Source organism: Streptomyces sp. NPDC001348 (genome assembly GCF_053597535.1).
In genome coordinates, this window is record NZ_JBSFIK010000054.1 from 40377 (window position 1) to 57054 (window position 16678).

The 16678-nt window shown below is 69.5% G+C and carries 14 protein-coding genes; 5 read left to right on the forward strand and 9 right to left on the reverse strand.

All coding sequences use genetic code 11. The features are described from left to right. Positions 1–24 precede the first annotated feature (24 nt). Together ACWC21_RS36995 and ACWC21_RS37000 are read left to right on the forward strand one after the other, a co-directional pair. A complete protein-coding gene (locus ACWC21_RS36995; protein ID WP_385167944.1) occupies positions 25–888 on the forward strand; it encodes a slipin family protein in 864 nt (287 codons plus the stop codon). Between the two features lie 119 nt (positions 889–1007). After that, entirely contained in the window at positions 1008–2276 is a 1269-nt protein-coding gene (locus tag ACWC21_RS37000; protein ID WP_450888561.1) for an ATP-binding protein, read from the forward strand. Between the two features lie 31 nt (positions 2277–2307). On the opposite strand, the gene ACWC21_RS37005 is transcribed toward ACWC21_RS37000, so the two are convergent. From ACWC21_RS37005 to ACWC21_RS37020, 4 genes are all read right to left on the reverse strand, one after another. After that, entirely contained in the window at positions 2308–2793 is a 486-nt protein-coding gene (locus ACWC21_RS37005) for a DUF5994 family protein (protein WP_450888563.1), read from the reverse strand. A gap of 284 nt (positions 2794–3077) precedes the next feature. Then, complete coding sequence (locus tag ACWC21_RS37010; protein ID WP_450888565.1) at positions 3078–3605, reverse strand: hypothetical protein; 528 nt, start codon at positions 3603–3605, stop codon at positions 3078–3080. A 6-nt stretch (positions 3606–3611) separates the two neighbouring features. Next, positions 3612–4148, reverse strand: a complete 537-nt coding sequence (locus ACWC21_RS37015) for a DUF5994 family protein (RefSeq protein ID WP_450888567.1) — start codon at positions 4146–4148, stop codon at positions 3612–3614. Positions 4149–4337: 189 nt separating this feature from the next. After that, the gene (locus ACWC21_RS37020; protein WP_450888569.1) at positions 4338–5315 is read right to left on the reverse strand and encodes a magnesium transporter CorA family protein; all 978 of its coding nucleotides are present in this window, start codon (positions 5313–5315) and stop codon (positions 4338–4340) included. Between the two features lie 248 nt (positions 5316–5563). Between ACWC21_RS37020 and ACWC21_RS37025 the strand changes: the two genes are divergently transcribed. Together ACWC21_RS37025 and ACWC21_RS37030 are read left to right on the forward strand one after the other, a co-directional pair. Beyond that, on the forward strand, positions 5564–6616 hold the full coding sequence (locus ACWC21_RS37025) for a fatty acid desaturase family protein (RefSeq protein ID WP_450888571.1): 1053 nt from the start codon (positions 5564–5566) through the stop codon (positions 6614–6616). 740 nt (positions 6617–7356) lie between these two features. After that, complete coding sequence (locus ACWC21_RS37030; RefSeq protein ID WP_450888573.1) at positions 7357–10011, forward strand: ABC transporter substrate-binding protein; 2655 nt, start codon at positions 7357–7359, stop codon at positions 10009–10011. Between the two features lie 528 nt (positions 10012–10539). Here ACWC21_RS37030 and ACWC21_RS37035 read toward each other — a convergent pair. Beyond that, positions 10540–11028: a GNAT family N-acetyltransferase gene (locus tag ACWC21_RS37035; RefSeq protein ID WP_450888575.1), complete on the reverse strand. Its 489-nt coding sequence runs from the start codon at positions 11026–11028 to the stop codon at positions 10540–10542. 293 nt (positions 11029–11321) lie between these two features. Here ACWC21_RS37035 and ACWC21_RS37040 point away from each other — a divergent pair, with 293 nt between their 5' ends. Then, positions 11322–13007 carry a ribonuclease J gene (locus ACWC21_RS37040; protein WP_450888577.1) on the forward strand — a complete coding sequence of 562 codons (1686 nt, stop codon included), beginning with the start codon at positions 11322–11324 and terminating at the stop codon, positions 13005–13007. Positions 13008–13398: 391 nt separating this feature from the next. Here ACWC21_RS37040 and ACWC21_RS37045 read toward each other — a convergent pair whose 3' ends face one another. From ACWC21_RS37045 to ACWC21_RS37060, 4 genes are all read right to left on the reverse strand, one after another. Continuing rightward, on the reverse strand, positions 13399–13641 hold the full coding sequence (locus ACWC21_RS37045; protein WP_450888579.1) for a DUF5302 domain-containing protein: 243 nt from the start codon (positions 13639–13641) through the stop codon (positions 13399–13401). 148 nt (positions 13642–13789) lie between these two features. Continuing rightward, positions 13790–15205 carry a DEAD/DEAH box helicase gene (locus tag ACWC21_RS37050; protein WP_450888581.1) on the reverse strand — a complete coding sequence of 472 codons (1416 nt, stop codon included), beginning with the start codon at positions 15203–15205 and terminating at the stop codon, positions 13790–13792. Between the two features lie 451 nt (positions 15206–15656). Next, entirely contained in the window at positions 15657–16136 is a 480-nt protein-coding gene (locus ACWC21_RS37055; protein ID WP_450888583.1) for a hypothetical protein, read from the reverse strand. A 236-nt stretch (positions 16137–16372) separates the two neighbouring features. Next, on the reverse strand, positions 16373–16678 hold a 306-nt coding region (locus tag ACWC21_RS37060), incomplete at its 5' end, for a non-reducing end alpha-L-arabinofuranosidase family hydrolase (protein WP_450888585.1).

Sequence of the window (16678 nt, forward strand, 5' to 3'; positions counted from 1 at the left end):
GGTCCTCGTCCCGAGGAGCAGTACATGCAAGCCCTGATCGTTCTCATCGTCGTGATCGGCCTTCTGGCCGTCCTGGCCCTCGCCCTGTCCGTGAAGGTCGTCAAGCAGTACGAGAAGGGAGTGCTGTTCCGCTTCGGCCGACTCGTCGGAACACGCTCCCCGGGACTGCGGTTCATCATCCCGTTCGTCGACACCCTGCACCGGGTGTCGCTGCGGGTCGTCACCATGCCGATCCAGTCCCAGGGCATCATCACCCGGGACAACGTGAGCGTGGACGTGTCGGCGGTCGCCTACTTCCGGGTCGTCGACGCCGTGAAGTCGGTCGTCGCCGTGGAGAACGTCAACGCGGCGATCAACCAGATCGCCCAGACCACCCTGCGGAAGGTCGTCGGCCGGCACACGCTCGACGAGACGCTGTCGGAGACGGACCGTATCAACCTGGACATCCGCCAGATCCTCGACGTCACCACCGTCGACTGGGGTGTGCAGGTCACGCTGGTCGAGCTCAAGGACATCCAGCTGCCCGACACCATGAAGCGCGCCATGGCCCGCCAGGCCGAGGCCGAGCGGGAGAAGCGAGCGAAGATCATCAACGCGGAGGGCGAGTCCCTGGCCGCGGCCGCGCTCGGCGACGCCTCGGACACCATGATGGCCCACCCCCTGGCGCTTCAACTGCGCAATCTCCAGAGCCTGGTGGAGATCGGTGTCGACCAGAACACCACCGTCGTCTTCCCGGCCCCCCTCATGAGCACGATCGGCGAGCTCGGCTCCTTCCTCGCCCGGGAGACCGCTGCCGCCGCACCCGCCGCGGCAGCGCCACCGGCCGGCACCGGCCGCACCGACACGTCCCTCAGCCCGGCAGGCAGCGCGCCCGGCACCGCGGCGTGAAGCCGACTACGGCCCGAGCGATCCGTGGCACCAGGGAGGATTCGTGACCGTCGCCTGTCGCGCGCGTCCTCCGGGCACCGGCTGATGATGGGGGTACGGCCGAACACGCGGAGCTGATCATGACGGGTTGGAGGGTCAGGGACTACACCCTGGACGATCTCGAAGCGGTGATCCGTGTCGACATGCAGAGCGGCACGACCGAGGAGCCGCCGCTCTTCCCCCTCTCGGACGCCGTGACGGCCCTCCAGACCCGCCACCCGGCCGTGGTGGCCACGGCCGACGACGTGCTGATCGGCGCCGCGGTGAGCAGGGTGGAGGGCGAACGGGCATGGATCCTGCGCATCTGCATGGCGCCCGGCTGGCGGCAGCGCGGGCTGGGGAGTGCCCTGATCACCGCCCTTGAGCAACGGCTCTTCGCCCTCGGCGTCCGCGCGGTGCACGCCGCCCTGCCCGAGGGCGAGACCGGTGCCACCGCCCTGCGCAACTGCGACTTCGGCGCCCGCCCCGGGCTGGTCTTCTTCGAGAAACGCGGACCGGTGACCCCGCAGTCGGCCGGCACGCTGTCCTCGCTCGGAGCGGAGCTGCCGCCAGGGGGGCTGTGGCAGAAGGTCGCGGGCATGCAACGGGAGAAGCAGCTCATCGAGCGGCGCCTGGTCCTGCCGCTGGCCCATCCCGAACTGGCCGCCCAGCACGGAGTGGAACCGCCACGGGCGGTGATGCTGTTCGGCCCGCCCGGGACCGGCAAGAGCACGTTCGCGCACGCGATCGCCAGCCGCCTGGGATGGCCCTTCCTCGAACTGTTCCCCGCCCGTCTGGCCGCCGAGTACGGCCTGGCGACCGGGCTGAACCGGCGCTTCGACGAGATCGCCCGGCTCGACCACGTCCTCGTCTTCATCGACGAGGTCGAGGAGGTCGCCGGCGAACGCGGTGGCGCGGACGCGACCGCTGTCGGCGTCGTCAACGAACTGCTCAAGGCGATCGTCCGGTTCCGAAGCCAGGACGGACGGCTGCTCGTCTGCGCCACGAACAACGTGACCACCCTCGACTCCGCGTTCCTGCGGCACGGCCGCTTCGACTACGTGCTGCCGATCGGCCCTCCCGACCACACCGCCAGGACCGCGCTGTGGGAGAGCTACCTGGCCCGAGCGGGCGCGCGGGCCGACAGCACGGCACTCGCGTCCGCCAGCGAGGGGTTCACCCCCGCCGACATCGCCCATGCGGCGCGCGCCGTCTCCCAGGCCCAGTTCGAGCGCACCTTCGACACCGGAACCCGGACCACCCCCACCACCGACGACTACCTGGACACGATCCGCGACACCAAGCCCACGGTCAGCGCCGCCATGGCCCAGGAATTCGCCCAGCAGACGGAGAAGTTCGCCCGCATCTAGGCCGATGAAGAGTCGATCTGCGACGGACGTGTCAGGCCGGCGTAGGTGGCGTGTCGCTGCCCGTTTCGATGAGGATCTGCCTGGCCTCGGTGACGTTGTCGGCCCGTACGGCCCTGGCCATCGCGGCTCGTGCCGCGTCGGGCGACGTGTCCGGAGGGACCAGCATGAGGGAGAAGTGGTCCCGGTCGCCCCGGGTGATGAGGACGGTGTCGTCACCGACCGGAAAGGATTCGATGTGGACGATTCGGCCGTCGACCATCACCCGGGTCGGCAGCTCGTCCCAGGCGCTGCCGTCCAGACCGACCCGGGTCACAGGTCCGAGGTGCTGGGTCAACGCGGAAATCAGCGAGGGGAGTTCGGCGCCGATGTCCCGTGTCCGTGGCCACCATGCGCCGTCCAGGATTCCCTCGCGTGCGTGTGTCGTCTCCAGCCGCAGCAGGGCCGTCCCGGGGTGCACCGACCGGTGGACGGCATCCGGCAGGAGACTGGGGAAGTCGGAGGTGTCTGAGTCGGCCATGGTGTCCGCCCGTCCGCAGAGAGCAGTGCGACCGCAGGGGCTGCTACCACGATACGACCCTGCTACCTCACGGTACTCCGCACGACGCTCCCGCGAGCGCTTCGCCGCAGGGCGCGGTTGCGGAAACAGGCAACGGCTCCGGCGTATACCCGCCGGAGCCGCCCTTCCGGGTCATTGCACGTGAGCGTGCGCCGACCCGCTTTCCAGGTTACGTCAAAGGGACTAATCCGCCGTAAGCAATCCTTGCGAGGGTTCACTTCGGTCCGAGAAGCCGACGCGGCGGTTCAGCCACGCCCTTCCTCTTCCGTCTCCATCTGCCGGATCCCCTGGTGCGTCAGCGTGATCATCGCGGGCGTGTTGCCCCTCTCCCAGTCCACGACGACCCAGCCTTCACCTGCCAGGTACATACAGGCAGCGGCCATGTCCTGCTCAGGGATACCCAGGTCGGTGCGGAGCTTCGCCCCATCGAGGCCCAGGAGGCGATTGCCCTCGGCGGCTTGGTACAGAGCCTGCATGATCCTCTCGCGGTACGTCTTCCGGTCTCGCAACATCGCCATGACGCGCCTTCCTCCACCGCCCACGGTCGGGCCGAAGTCGATGTCATCCGCGGTCGCCGTCGCGGTGGGGCGCGTCGGAACGGTCGCGTCCACCGCCGACCGACGGTGTCTCCGGGGCCGACGCCCGATCCCCGGCAGAACATCGCTGTAGTGGAAGGCAGCGATCCGTTCGGCGTGCTGACCATTGAGCCGGTGGATCAGAACGACTCCGACGGCGATCAGGACGAGCGGCACGGCCACGGCGATGACGAGCATGGGATCTCACCTCCGCCGACCGGCGGGCGAAGGCCCTGCCGAGCCGATGGGCCGGGGCCGGGACGACGGTCGACCTGCTCCGCCGTCGGCCTCCCAGGCTTCTTCCCTGTTTCGTGCATCGATCCTGTCTGCTGCTTGCTCCCGGGCCGAGGCATCGACGCCGTCGCCGACCATCAACTGCGCGGCGGCATCCGCACCGGTTTCCGGCGGAATCACCAGCACGTCCCGGCGGCCGTCAGCGGAGAAAAGAGTGAGCCTGTGGGGATCCTGCTCCTCGGTGGACCAGCCCACCTGCACGGTGCGCCCGGCGTAGGACACCCAATGCGGCAGGACGGGCCAGTAGGCCGGGTGCACGGTGACACCCGTGATACGACCCCAGAGATCACCCAACGCGGCCGTCAACGACGGCAGCTCACGGGTGAAGGCACGGGAGCGAGGCCACCACATACCGTCCAGCCCGCCCGGCGCGGGCGTCAGGGACAGCCGGGCCGGCTGCGGCGGCGCACATCTGCCCGATGTCGTACGGTCAATGGTCACGGCCATGGCGCGAACCTGTCCCCGGGCTCGTGGGTGCGGCCCGGCGCTGTCGATCATCGGAAACGGCACCCGCAGCGGAGCCGGTGCGCGAAGAACTCCCGGTGTCTTCACACTACTCCGCTCACCGGTCCGAAAAGCCCGGGATGACCAGGCGGTTTCCTGCCTTCGAGACCTGGTCGCCGGTGCCGATGCCGGTCAGAGCCAGTCCTTGCGCTTGAACGTCAGATACAGCAATGCGGACAGGAGCACGATGACGGCGGCGGAGGTGACGAATCCCGACTCGCGGCCGAAACCGGGATAGGGGAGGTTCTGGCCGTAGTAGCCGGTGATCGCGGTGGGTACGGCGATGATCGCGGCCCAGCTCGTCACCTTCTTCATGATCAGGTTCATGCGGTTGGCCTGGACCGAGAGGTTCGTCTCCATGACCGAGGCCACCAGGTCCCGCAGTGATTCCGTCCACTCGGTGGCACGCAGCACGTGGTCGTAGACGTCCTGGTAGTACGGGGCGAGAGGATCGTTGATCAGGTGCAGGCCGGGGCGCATGAGGGTGTTGACCACCTCACGCATCGGGAGCACGACGCGGCGCAGCTGGACGAGCGACTTACGCAGTGCGAAAACCCGGCGCTGCACGGCTTCGATCTCCCGGCGCCCGGCCACGAAGAGCAGACCCTCCAGGTCCTCGATGCTGTCGTCCAACTGCTGGACCGCGGCGAAGTGTCCGTCCACGAGATGGTCGAGCAGACCGTGCAGCAGGAATCCGACGCCATGGCCGGCCAGGTCCGGGCTCTCGTCCCAGCGGGCGACGACGTCCTCGATGTCGAGGCCGTCGTCCTTGCGGACGGTGATCATGGCCTGGCTGGTGAGGAATACGGCGATCTCGCTGTACGTCAGTTGCGCACCGTCCGGGCTGACGGTCACGGCGTAGGCGCTGAGGAACTCGTGGGTGCGATAGCGGTCGAGTTTCGGCCGCTGTCCATGGTGAGCGGCATCCTCCAGAGCCAGTTCGTGGATGCCGAACTCCTGACCGAGCATGGTGAGTTCAGCGGCTCCGGGCCGGTGCAGGTCCAGCCACAGGACCGACGCCGGATCAGCGAGATGCGCAGAGACGTCACTGGCGGGAAAGCCCTCCATGACCAGAGTGCCGTCGTGATACAGCCGGGTACGCGTCACCATGGCCCGAGGCTAGTGCCTTATACCCCTGTCATGCCGCTTCGCCCCGATTGCCAGCGCGGCAGGTTCATCGACAGCAGCCACCCTCCGTGGGGGCCTTACGTCAAAGCCCGCGACATCCGGAGCTCCGATCGACGAGCATCGGGTGCCGGTCCGAAGGCAGGGATGTGGGTACCCGGCTGCCGCATCGCATCCGGCCTGCACCGCACGACCGGATGCGGCCCGTCAGCCGGGAAGGACACTCCGAGACCATGACCACGCATACCCCGCGCCGTCGCCCGCCTCCCCCCGCAGGTGGCAGTGATTTCGCCCGCCTGTCGAAGAAGATCGCCGAGGCCGGCCTGATGAACCGGCGCCCCGGCTACTACACCGTCCGGTCCATCGCCGTGGCCGTCGCCTACGCCGGTGGCTGGAGCGCGTTCGTCGTCATCGGCGCCGGGTGGTGGACCCTGGCGCTCGCCGCGTTCCTCGCCGTGATGTCCGGGCAGGTGGCTCTGCTCGCCCACGACGTCGCGCACCGCCAGGTCTTCCGCCGGCGCCGGCCCAGCGAGACGGCCGGCCGCGTCGCCGGGGCCGCGATCGGGATGGGCTATGGATGGTGGCAGGACAAACACACCCGCCACCACGCCAACCCCAACCACGAGGGCCTCGACCCCGACATCGCCCCGGACCTGCTGGTGTGGTCCCAGGACCAAGCCCGCGCCGCGACCGGACTGCCGAGGATCATCGGCCGTCGGCAGGCGTTCCTCTTCTTTCCCCTGCTCCTGCTCGAAGGGGTCAACCTTCATGTCTCCAGCGCGCGAGCACTGGGCAATCGCGCCCTGAAGAACCGCGCCCTGGACGGCACGCTGCTCTACGGGCACACCGCCGCCTACCTGACCGCAGTGTTCCTCGTACTCCCGCCCGGCATGGCGATCGCGTTCCTGGCCGTCAACCAGGGCCTGTTCGGCCTCTACCTCGGTTGTCTGTTCGCCCCCAACCACAAGGGCATGCCGATCCTGACCGGCAACGACCGCCCCGACTTCCTGCGCCGCCAGGTCCTCACCGCACGCAACGTACGCGGCAGCTGGTTCACCGACCTCGCCCTGGGCGGCCTGAACCACCAGATCGAACACCACCTGTTCCCCAGCATGCCCAGCCCGCACCTGCGCAGGGCCCGGCCCATCGTCCGCCGCTACTGCCAGGACCTGGGAGTCGACTATCGGGAAACCGGACTGATCGCCTCCTACCGGCAAGCACTCGCCAGCCTCCACCGAGCAGGAGCGCCACTGCGGCGAGCCCGTATCAGCAGCGCCCGAGCATGACGCACCGGCGCCGGCGGTAGATGATCTCGCCGCCCTGTCTGAACCAGGAGGCGATCCCGTCGAACCGCTTGCATGAGTCGGCAGCTGTAACACATCCAGATGCCCTTGCCGTACTCCCCTCCCAGATGGGCGCAATCGCAAATCCAGCGTCCCGCGAGCATCGCAGGAGCGCGCACTGTGTGCGGAGCCGAACGCGGTCATGCGCGCAAGCACAGTCGAGATCACGGCGAAGCCCCGCCGGAGCGCTCCGGCGGGGCTTCGTCTCATGGCTCCGGATGCGTCCAGGGAAGCACACGTGTGGCTACGCGTGGACCGCGTTGGCGACCCGATGCGACCCAAACCTCTGAAGATCGCTGGCAGCGTGAGCAACACGCGGAATCCAGTGGGGAATCGGTGACCGGATCCTGCCCCTCCTGCACCCACGTAGCAGCTACCTGCCCGGCCTCGGGCGTAGACCATGGGTGCGACGTCATCGGCCTCCGATCCGGCGAACGCCAGCGGTCGAGTGCCATGCGCAGGGCCGCGTCCGCGTCGTGCCGACCGTCCCGGCCACCTGCACAGAGGCGAGACGTGTGACGCAACGTCGTCGTCAAGGCGCGGAAGCCCGGCACCACGGACCTGTCGCCCTCCGACGTCGGAATGATCCGAACCGGGCAGTAAAGACCACTGACGGACACGAGGCACTCGCGGGCCATGTGCTCGTGGCATGTTGACCCCCTACTTCTTCCTGGGGAGGCACCGTGCCCGACTCTCCCGCCCCCATGGACTCGACACCGGCCTACCCCCGGTGGTCGGACCGCCTGATACGCCAGCTCGACACCTTCGCGGCCATGAGGTCCGGCGCCGAGAGAGCGCCCGCTCTCGTGCTCAACAGGCAGGACGGCGGCGATCCCCGATGGCCCGCCTACGTCATCCGGGAGTACGAGCACCGACTGGCAGGAGGACGTGGCCAGGTTCCTCACGCGGTCGTCGACGACGCGGAACTGACCGGCGGCTTCCTCGCGGCGGTCGACCGGGTGGCGCTGCGGTTCGAGCTCACCATGCTTTCAGGGCGCCTGAGGCTGCCTGCCTTCCACACATGCCGGGCCGTGCTGAAGTCGGAGCGCGGCACGGGAGACCTCCGGTCCCAGCAGCAGCCCATCGTCGACAGTCTGTACGCGGAACTCCTCAAGCGACACCGGACGCTCCGCGCCGCCGCGTACGTGGCGGACTTCCTGGGACAACACATCCTCACCGGCTGGCTCCAATGGCTCGTCGCCCCCGTGGTCGTCGGAGTTCCCAAGCTGGCCTACCGGTTCTTCCTGCGGCACTGGGGCCTGAGGTGGGTGGCGAACGACTGCCGCAGCGCCAACTTCCTGGACGCCGCTCTCGCCTTCTGCCGGGACGGCGAGCTGGACGCCGAGGACCCGCTCGTGCGGCACATCCTGCTACGCGCCCTGCTGAGCGACCTCCGCGCGGCGACGCGGGGCAGGACCCGGCTGAGCCACCTGCGGGCCCGGAGACGGTGGTCCTTCGTCGTCCTCATCCCCGAGATCGAAGAGGCGGACGGACCCGGCCGGTCGTTCCTCGGCGCGTTCGCGGAACTGGCCGCCGACCACCCGTCCCGGCCACTGCTCGTCCTGGCCGGCTGCGCGGGCCCACCACCGGACTACGCCGTCCCGCTGGGCGTCGACCCCGACCGACCGAACGGCATCGCCGACAAGGTGTTCGCCATCCTCAGCGAGGACAGCCCCGAGCCCGTACGCCTCGTCACGCTGCCGGCCCAGGACGACGCCGAGGGCACGGCAAGAAACAGGATCGAGAACAGCACGGGCGTCACGGCACGCAAGGACCACCTCCTGGACTGGGTGCGTCCCTCGGTCCTGCCTGCCCTGGCCCTCGCGGCCGCCGCCGTCTACCTCACCCCCGTGTCCCTCTGGCCAGGGGCCGCGCCTCCAGCACCGCCCTCGTGCGTCACGGTAGGCACCGGTGAGCGAGTCGGTGTCACCGACGGCGAGCAGTGCGATCTGGCCGTGCCCGGAGATGCCGGGAAGGAACTGCGTGACCTGGAACGCCAGGTGGCCGGGGAGAACGCCCGGATCCCCGACGGGCGGTACCGCACCCTGGTCTTTCTCGCGCCCTTGAGTTTGCAGAGGGGTGTGTACGACGACCCTCCGCTCGGCTTGCAGATCCTGCGCGGCGCGATCGCCCAGCAGCACAAGCTGAACGCCGGCGTCCGCCAGAACAAGATGCCCATCCGCCTGCTCATCGCCAACACCGGTCAGTACTTCCAGTACGGCGCCCGCAACGACGCAGCACCGAAGGACCCGGACGTCGCGCGCATGATCATCAGTCGGCAGCGCGAGGATCACATCGCGGCGGTCATCGGCATCACACAGAGTCGTCCCCAGTCGCTGAGGGCAGTCCAGGAACTCGACCAGGCCGGCATCCCGGTCATCGCCAACGGCGTGTCCGGCAGCACCATGGTCGGACCCGACTCCCCGCAGCGCTATTTCCAGATCTCGGCACCCGACACGCGCCTGGGTCCCATCTTCGCCGACTTCGTCCGCCACTCCCCCGAGATCCGCCACCTCACCAGCGGCACACCGCATGCCGTCGTCGTCTACGACCCGACCGACACCTCCTTCAGCACGGACCTCAAAAACGTCTTCCTGCGCGCCTACCGGCGATACGGCGATGTCGACGAGGTGACCTACAGCGAGAAGCCCGGAGCCACCACACCGGACAGCATCGCCACCGACGTGTGCAACAAGGTCTCCGCGACGCACGGCATCGTCGTCTACCTCGGGCGGTCGGGCGTGCTGCCCAGCCTCCTGAACGCCATGCAGAGCGCCGGCGGCCAGTGCCAGCCGCCGGAAGGCACCACCATTCCCCTGATCGCCGAGAGCGCCCCCATCGACTTCCAGCTCCACCCCGCCCACACGGCACGGACCTACCCGTACATGACACTCTTCTACGAGACCACCAATGCCCCGACGCCGGACTCGCGGGATCCCTACGCCCAGTTCACCCAGGACTTCGCAGCTGTCTTCGGGCATCTGAGCGCCGACTCCGACGCGGCCGGCGGCTTCGACACCGTCGGCATCGTCTCCAAGGTCATCGAGAATCTTCTCCCGGCTTCCCCGGACGTCCAGCCCAACGACATCTACCTGTGGCTGACCGCCCACGGCGTGTCCCAGTACCCCGGTGCTTCGGGCGTGCTGCAACTGGACGCCAAGAACAAGTACCCGCCCGACAAAGCCGTCTACATCCGAGAGATCACCCAGCCGCGCGGCACCCCGTCCACACTGCTCAGCTGCGGCATCCTGCCCGACCGGCAGAACCGCACGACCTGGGGAACGACGCCGGACACCTTCCCGTGCCCTCGCGAGACCATGGGACCACCGACCGACTGACCCAACCCCGGACGTCAGTGAGCGCTGAGCAAGCCTTCACGCACATGGGCCGAGGGGGCCACTGGGATTTTCAGAAGCAAAGGATTACAGCCCCATGAACAACGGGCAGTTCCCATGCCGCGCACTGCACCTCGGACGTGCGACGCGCGTCGTCACGGCGCCCCTGCCCGGGTGCTGGAGAACGGCGAACCCAAGTAGCCGTGAGACGCAAGGCCCCGCCGGGATCATGCCGACGGGGCCTGCCTCCACGTCTGACTGCGCTCTCCCACAGCCCCTGTGAGCGGGGTGCCGGCTGTGACTGTTCGACCAGGTGGAGGACCTCCCGGGCCGCGTAGCCTTTGAGGCGACGGACGCCGGGGAGTGCCGGAGGCGAGGGAGTCGCCGGGAGGGACCGCCGGCGCAGACGATCCCCCCCCAGGGCCCCCAGGGCCCGGACGACGGCGCACACGGAGCGTGCGGCGTCCAGCGGCTCCTGCATGCCGGCCACCGTGCGGGCGAAGCCGGTGCCCCGCGAACCGGCACACCGCGTCATTCCGGAGGAATGCGGAACTCGAATTCGGGACGGTCCCACGGCACGGCGGGCGGGTTCGCGAACGCGGTCCCCGTGCGCACCGCACCGACGCGGTGGTAGAAGTCCTCGGCAGGAACGTGCGACACGACCTTGACACGGTCGAGCCCTGCGGCACGTGCCTCGGACCGCATGTGCGCGACGAGCAGCCGTCCGATACCCCGTCCTTGCGCTTCGTCGGCGACGAACAGCAGGTCGAGCTCCGGTGGAGCGAGGACGAGCGAGTAGAATCCGACGACCCGGCCTCCGTGCTCGTCGGCGCCGACGGCCACGAAGGCGCGGTGGGCCTCGATGTAATCAGGACCGACCCGGTAACCCGCGACCGCGGCTGCGTACTTGCCCTCGTAGGCGCCTGAGCCACGCACGAGCCGCGTGAGCCGTTTGGCATCCCGCGCGACGGCCCTCCGAATGGTGATCGGCTGGCTGACCGGGGAAGTACGTGAACCCATCGGGAGAGTATTCCGCACTGGGGAACGCCTTCGTGCGGCGGGTCGGCTGCTCGCGCAGGCGTACCTGCACCGCTCCCAAGAGCCACTCGCCCAGGCCCTGACCGGTCACGTCACTGCCGCCGAATCGGCCGCCCGCCGGCAGGACGGGACCCGAACCGCTGCGGAGGAGCCGGAGAACGGGGTGGTCGACGGCTGCTCTCCCCGGGCCTCTTCGGCGGCGGGTCGTGTCGAGCGCTCGTTGGATCACCCAGGCAATGGATCACCCTGTCCCGCTCTCCGGGTACCGTCAGGGTATGAGTCATCCGCACCCCGAGTTGAAAGCCGCACCGCCCCTTCCCGAAGGAGGGCTGCGGGTCATCGCCCTGGGCGGCCTGGGGGAGATCGGCCGCAACATGACCGTCTTCGAGCACGCGGGCAAGCTGCTCATCGTCGACTGCGGCGTGCTGTTCCCCGAGGAGACCCAGCCCGGCGTGGACGTGATCCTGCCGGACTTCACCTCGATCCGGGACCGGCTGGACGACATCGTGGCCGTGGTACTCACCCACGGCCACGAGGACCACATCGGCGGCGTGCCGTACCTGTTGCGCGAGCGGTCCGACATCCCCGTCGTCGGCTCCAAGCTGACGCTGGCGTTCCTGGAGGCCAAGCTCAAGGAACACGGAATCCGGCCGCGCACGGTACGGGTGCGGGAGGGTGACCGGCGCGGTTTCGGGCCCTTCGACTGCGAGTTCGTGGCGGTCAACCACTCCATCCCCGACAGCCTCGCGGTCGCGATCCGCACCCGGGCCGGGATGGTGCTGCACACCGGCGACTTCAAGATGGACCAGTTCCCTCTCGACGACCGCATCACCGATCTGCGCGCCTTCGCCCGCCTGGGCGAGGAGGGCGTGGACCTGTTCCTCACCGACTCCACCAACGCCGAAGTACCCGGCTTCACGACCTCCGAGCGAGAGCTGAACCCGGCGATCGAGCAGGTGATGCGCACCGCACCGCGTCGGGTCATCGTCTCCAGCTTCGCCAGCCACGTACACCGCATCCAGCAGGTCCTGGACGCCGCCCACCAGCACGGCCGCAAGGTCGCCTTCGTCGGCCGGTCGATGGTCCGCAACATGGGCATCGCCCGTGACCTGGGCTATCTGAAGGTCCCCTCCGGTCTGGTCGTGAGCACGAAGGAGCTGGAGAAGCTCCCGGACCACAAGATCACGCTGGTGTGCACCGGCTCCCAGGGCGAACCCATGGCCGCGCTGTCACGGATGGCCAACCGCGACCACGTGATCCGCATCGGCAAGGGCGACACGGTCCTGCTCGCCAGCTCCCTCATCCCCGGCAACGAGAACGCCATCTACCGGGTGATCAACGGACTCACCCGGTGGGGCGCCCACGTCGTCCACAAGGGCAACGCCAAGGTCCACGTCTCCGGGCATGCCAGTGCCGGCGAACTCGTCTACTGCTACAACATCGTCAAACCCCGCAACGTCATGCCCGTGCACGGCGAATGGCGCCACCTGCGGGCCAACGCCGACCTCGCCATCCGTACCGGCGTCGACCCCGACCGGGTCGTCATCGCCGAGGACGGCGTCGTCGTCGACCTGGTCGGCGGACGCGCGTCCATCACCGGCAAGGTCCCCGCCGGCAACGTCTACGTGGACGGCATGGAAGTCGGCGGCGCCACCGAAGCGTCGCTCAAGGACCGTCTCACCCTCGCCGCCGAAGGCGTGGTCACCGTGGTGGCGATCGTCGACGCGGACACCGGCGCCCTCGCCGAGGCCCCCGACTTCCTGGCCCGGGGCTTCGTCCACGACGACGCCACCTTCGAGCTGGTCGTCCCCGTCATCGAGAAGACCCTTGCCACCGCAGCCGAGGAAGGCGTCGGGGACGCGCGTCAACTCGAACAACTCCTCGCCCGCGCCGTGGCGAACTGGGCGTTCCGCACCCACCGCCGCAAGCCCCTCATCATCCCCGTCATCATCGACGCCTGAGCGCCGGCCCGGCAGCACGGCTCCCGGTTCCGGCCGTGGTCCCGCCGGCATCGAGGTCGGGCACGACCGGACCGGTCGGTGGTGAAGCCGCCGGGCCCGACGAGGTGGATCCCCTCGCCGTGGGCGGCCGACAGGTCCGCGAGGGAGCCGATGCCGCGGGCGATGGCCCGCCGGCCGCGCTCCCGGGCCGCCTGCGGGAACTCGCGGCCGAAGCCGCGGGAGGAAATGGGTGACACAGCGGCGGTGCACCCCTCGGGGCAGGTCGGCACCCGCGCGTCGCGGCTGGGCACGGGGGCGGCCGCTGCCGGGAACGCGACCGACTGTGCGTCGACCCGGCTACGCCCCACCCGCGACGCGCGCACGGCATGCGCGCGTCGCGGGACTCATCGACTCAGCCGCCGCTCTTGCGCCTGAACGACCGCTGGCTCGCAGCCGGACCGTGCGCCGAACGCACCTTCGACGCATCGGACTTGGCCGCATTGTCGGCGGCGCCCGCCTGCTCACCGCGCTTGCGCGCCAGGGCTTCGCGGAACTTGCGCTTGAGGTCGTAGTTGCCGTCGCCGTCCGGCTGCAGAGGGGACGTCCCGGGGGCGGCCGGCTCCGAACCTTCCGTGGATACGGGCTCTGCGGTCATGGTGACCTCCTGGGTTCGGGGATGGGCAAGCACAGCTTGTCATGCCGGGCGCAGTGCGAGGCACCGGCAACGTCATCCTGTTCCGTTTCGGCGGGTATCCCGCTCGCGGCCAAAGGCTCCCCTGGCCAGGATGCCAGGGCAACGACTCTCAGCCGTTGCGACGTACGTGGGCGGCCTTGCGGGCCTCGGCGAGCTTGCGGGCCTCGCCGGCTTTACGGGACCTGCCGCCGGCGCCCGGGGAGGTGCCCTTGCTGGTGCCGAGGCCGCGGAAGGGGGCGTTGCTGTTCTTGGGCCGGGGGACTGCGGGCCCGCCGTCGAGCGGGATCCCGGAGGGAGCCCTGGCGCCGGTGATCCGGCTCAGCTCCGCCTCGCCGGAGCGCACCTTGGTGACGGTCGGCTCGATGCCGGCCCCGGCCATCATTCGGCTCGTCTCGCGGCGCTGGCCCGCCAGCACGAGCGTGACCACACTGCCGGACTCACCGGCGCGGGCGGTGCGGCCCGCCCGGTGCACATAGTCCTTGGGGCCGGTGGGCGGGTCGACGTTGACCACGAGATCAAGGTCGTCGATGTGCAGGCCTCGGGCCGCGACATTGGTCGCCACCAGAGCGGTGACCTGGCCGTTCTTGAACTGCGCCAGGGTCCGTGTGCGCTGTGGCTGGGACTTGCCGCTGTGCAGGGCCCCGGCGTGCACCCCGCTGGCCCGCAGATGCCGGGTGAGCTGGTCGACGGCGTGCTTGGTGTCGAGGAACAGCAGTACACGGCCGTCGCGGGCGGCGATCTCCGTGGTGACGGCGTAGCGGTCAGGGCCGTGGACGACCAGAACGTGGTGCTCCATCGTCGTGACCGTGTCCGCGGACGGGTCGACCGAGTGGACGGCGGGGTCGTGGAGGTAGCGGCGGACCAGCTGATCGACGTCGCGATCGAGGGTCGCCGAGAACAGCATCCGCTGACCGTCGGAGTGCACCTGGTCGAGGACGTCGGCAACCTGCGGCAGGAATCCCAAGTCGCACATCTGGTCGGCCTCGTCCAGCACGGTGATCCTCACCCGTCCCAGGCGGCAGGCGTTGCGCTCGATCAGGTCGTGCAGGCGTCCGGGGGTGGCGACGACCACCTCGGCTCCCTGGCGCAGCGCGGCGGCCTGCCGGCCGATCGACATGCCGCCGACGACCGTGGCCGTCCGCAGCCGCAGCGCCTCGGCGTACGGCGCCAGCGTCTGGCTGACTTGCTGGGCCAGCTCCCGGGTGGGCACAAGGATCAGAGCGAGGGGCTGCTTCGGTTCGGCACGCCGCCCGGCTGTACGGGTCAGCAGCGGCAGGCCGAAGGCGAGCGTCTTGCCCGATCCGGTGCGCCCGCGTCCCAGGATGTCGCGCCCCTCCAGGGCATCGGGCAGTGTGGCGGCCTGGATCGGAAAGGGTTCGCGCACGCCGAGTTCGCTCAGTGTCCGCAGGACCTCCGCCGGCAGTCCCAGACCGGCGAAGGAGACGGCCGGGGGCAGCACCGGGGTCGTGGACCCGGGCTGGGCGGGACCGCCGTGAGGGATGCCGGAGTCATCGGGATGCTTCATGAACAGCCTTCCGCCAGGGAACGTACCGAGGAAGGCCCGGCAGGTTTGAACAGCCCACGCACAAAGCCGAACCGAACAGGCAGAATCGCCCACCGCGACGACCACGCGAACGGGTGACACTAACACATGGCATGATCTCGGGCCGCTGATACCGATCGCCCCTGTGTCCGGTTGCCGGCAGCGGGTCGGCTCGTCGAGGGCTGCTTTCCAGCGGTCGTTCCAGCGCCGGCGGTCGCGTCCGGACGAGGCCGAGATCGGCGAGGGAACCGCGGCCGAACGCCCGTGCAGTCAGCAGTAGGACGACGGTGACGACGCTGGTCGCCACGCTGAGCCCCGCCGGTCGCTCGACCACCGTTCCCCGGCCGGCGGCCGTACGGCGGCATACCCAGGGTCAGCAGGAATCGAACCAGCACCGGCTGCCACCGGAAGAGCCCGGATCACTGCCGGGTCGTCAATGATAGACGACGATGAGCGAGGCCAGGAGCAGCGCGGCCGCGGCGGACAGCCCCAGGATCCGGTAGGGCCGCCATGCCGTCAGTGCCACGGAGGCGGCCCATACCGCTCCCACTACGACGGCCGGCCACGTGCCGGCCGTGCTCAGCGCGGCATGGAGGGGGAACGGTGCCAGCAGGAGCGTCGGCGGGATGACCGTCAGCCCGGGGCGGATACCCAGTAGCCTGTACGCCACGATCAGCCCGACGAGGGCGATGGCGAACGAGGCGGACAACGCCAGGACCGGCCACGGCGTCAGGCACACGCTGGTGTCATCGGCGCACACGCGGGCGTCGTAGGCGTACCCCTGCTGGACAAGATGGATCGACACGTAGGTGAGAGCGGCGCCGGTCGCGGCAGCGCCCGGGATGCGTATGGCCGGAGCCCCACCGGATGGCACCGGCGGTTCGTCGTGCCGCTGCACGAAAGTAGCGTCCATGACAAAATTCTCTCCGGTCATGGCAGCCGGGGCCTGAGTACGCGTACTCAGGCCCCGGCACCAGCGGCGCTGAACAGCGCGGCACGGTGCAGCCAGGTGCTGACACGGCCGGCAAGCGGAGCCGCGGTGGTGTGGCAGGGATCCGGTTTCGTATCCACGACGGCCACGGGAGGAGGACCCCGGTCGGCGTGCGGCCGGGGTCCTCGAGGCGGTGCGTACGTGCCGGGTCGGGCAGGTCAGCGCTGCAGGGTGAGCAGGCCCGGCCGCCACGGCAGTTGGTCGTAGGGGCCGTTGGCGGAGGGCGACTTGCCCTGGTAGAGCAGCTGCAGGTTGCAGGGGTCGATGGTCATGGTCTGGTCGGGGTTGTTGCGGACCAGGTCACCGTGGCTGATGTCGTTGGTCCAGCTGGCGCCGCTGTTGGCCCTGCCGGCGAAGGGGTTGCTCTCGCTGGCTGCCTGCGGGGTCCAGGAACCGCTCAGGCTGGAGGCCGTGAACGAGCGGAAGTAGCGCTGCTCGGTCGCGCCCCGGGCCTCGACGATCAT

What these genes read in the sequence shown, in the direction of transcription:
- ACWC21_RS37050 (WP_450888581.1), bottom strand. Translation starts at nt 15,205, where the DNA reads ATGAAGCATCCCGATGACTCCGGCATCCCTCACGGCGGTCCCGCCCAG.
- ACWC21_RS37035 (WP_450888575.1), bottom strand. Translation starts at nt 11,028, where the DNA reads ATGGGTTCACGTACTTCCCCGGTCAGCCAGCCGATCACCATTCGGAGG.
- ACWC21_RS37010 (WP_450888565.1), bottom strand. Translation starts at nt 3,605, where the DNA reads ATGCTCGTCATCGCCGTGGCCGTGCCGCTCGTCCTGATCGCCGTCGGA.
- ACWC21_RS37040 (WP_450888577.1), top strand. Translation starts at nt 11,322, where the DNA reads ATGAGTCATCCGCACCCCGAGTTGAAAGCCGCACCGCCCCTTCCCGAA.
- ACWC21_RS37025 (WP_450888571.1), top strand. Translation starts at nt 5,564, where the DNA reads ATGACCACGCATACCCCGCGCCGTCGCCCGCCTCCCCCCGCAGGTGGC.
- ACWC21_RS37045 (WP_450888579.1), bottom strand. Translation starts at nt 13,641, where the DNA reads ATGACCGCAGAGCCCGTATCCACGGAAGGTTCGGAGCCGGCCGCCCCC.
- ACWC21_RS37015 (WP_450888567.1), bottom strand. Translation starts at nt 4,148, where the DNA reads ATGGCCGTGACCATTGACCGTACGACATCGGGCAGATGTGCGCCGCCG.
- ACWC21_RS36995 (WP_385167944.1), top strand. Translation starts at nt 25, where the DNA reads ATGCAAGCCCTGATCGTTCTCATCGTCGTGATCGGCCTTCTGGCCGTC.
- ACWC21_RS37020 (WP_450888569.1), bottom strand. Translation starts at nt 5,315, where the DNA reads ATGGTGACGCGTACCCGGCTGTATCACGACGGCACTCTGGTCATGGAG.
- ACWC21_RS37005 (WP_450888563.1), bottom strand. Translation starts at nt 2,793, where the DNA reads ATGGCCGACTCAGACACCTCCGACTTCCCCAGTCTCCTGCCGGATGCC.
- ACWC21_RS37000 (WP_450888561.1), top strand. Translation starts at nt 1,008, where the DNA reads ATGACGGGTTGGAGGGTCAGGGACTACACCCTGGACGATCTCGAAGCG.
- ACWC21_RS37055 (WP_450888583.1), bottom strand. Translation starts at nt 16,136, where the DNA reads ATGGACGCTACTTTCGTGCAGCGGCACGACGAACCGCCGGTGCCATCC.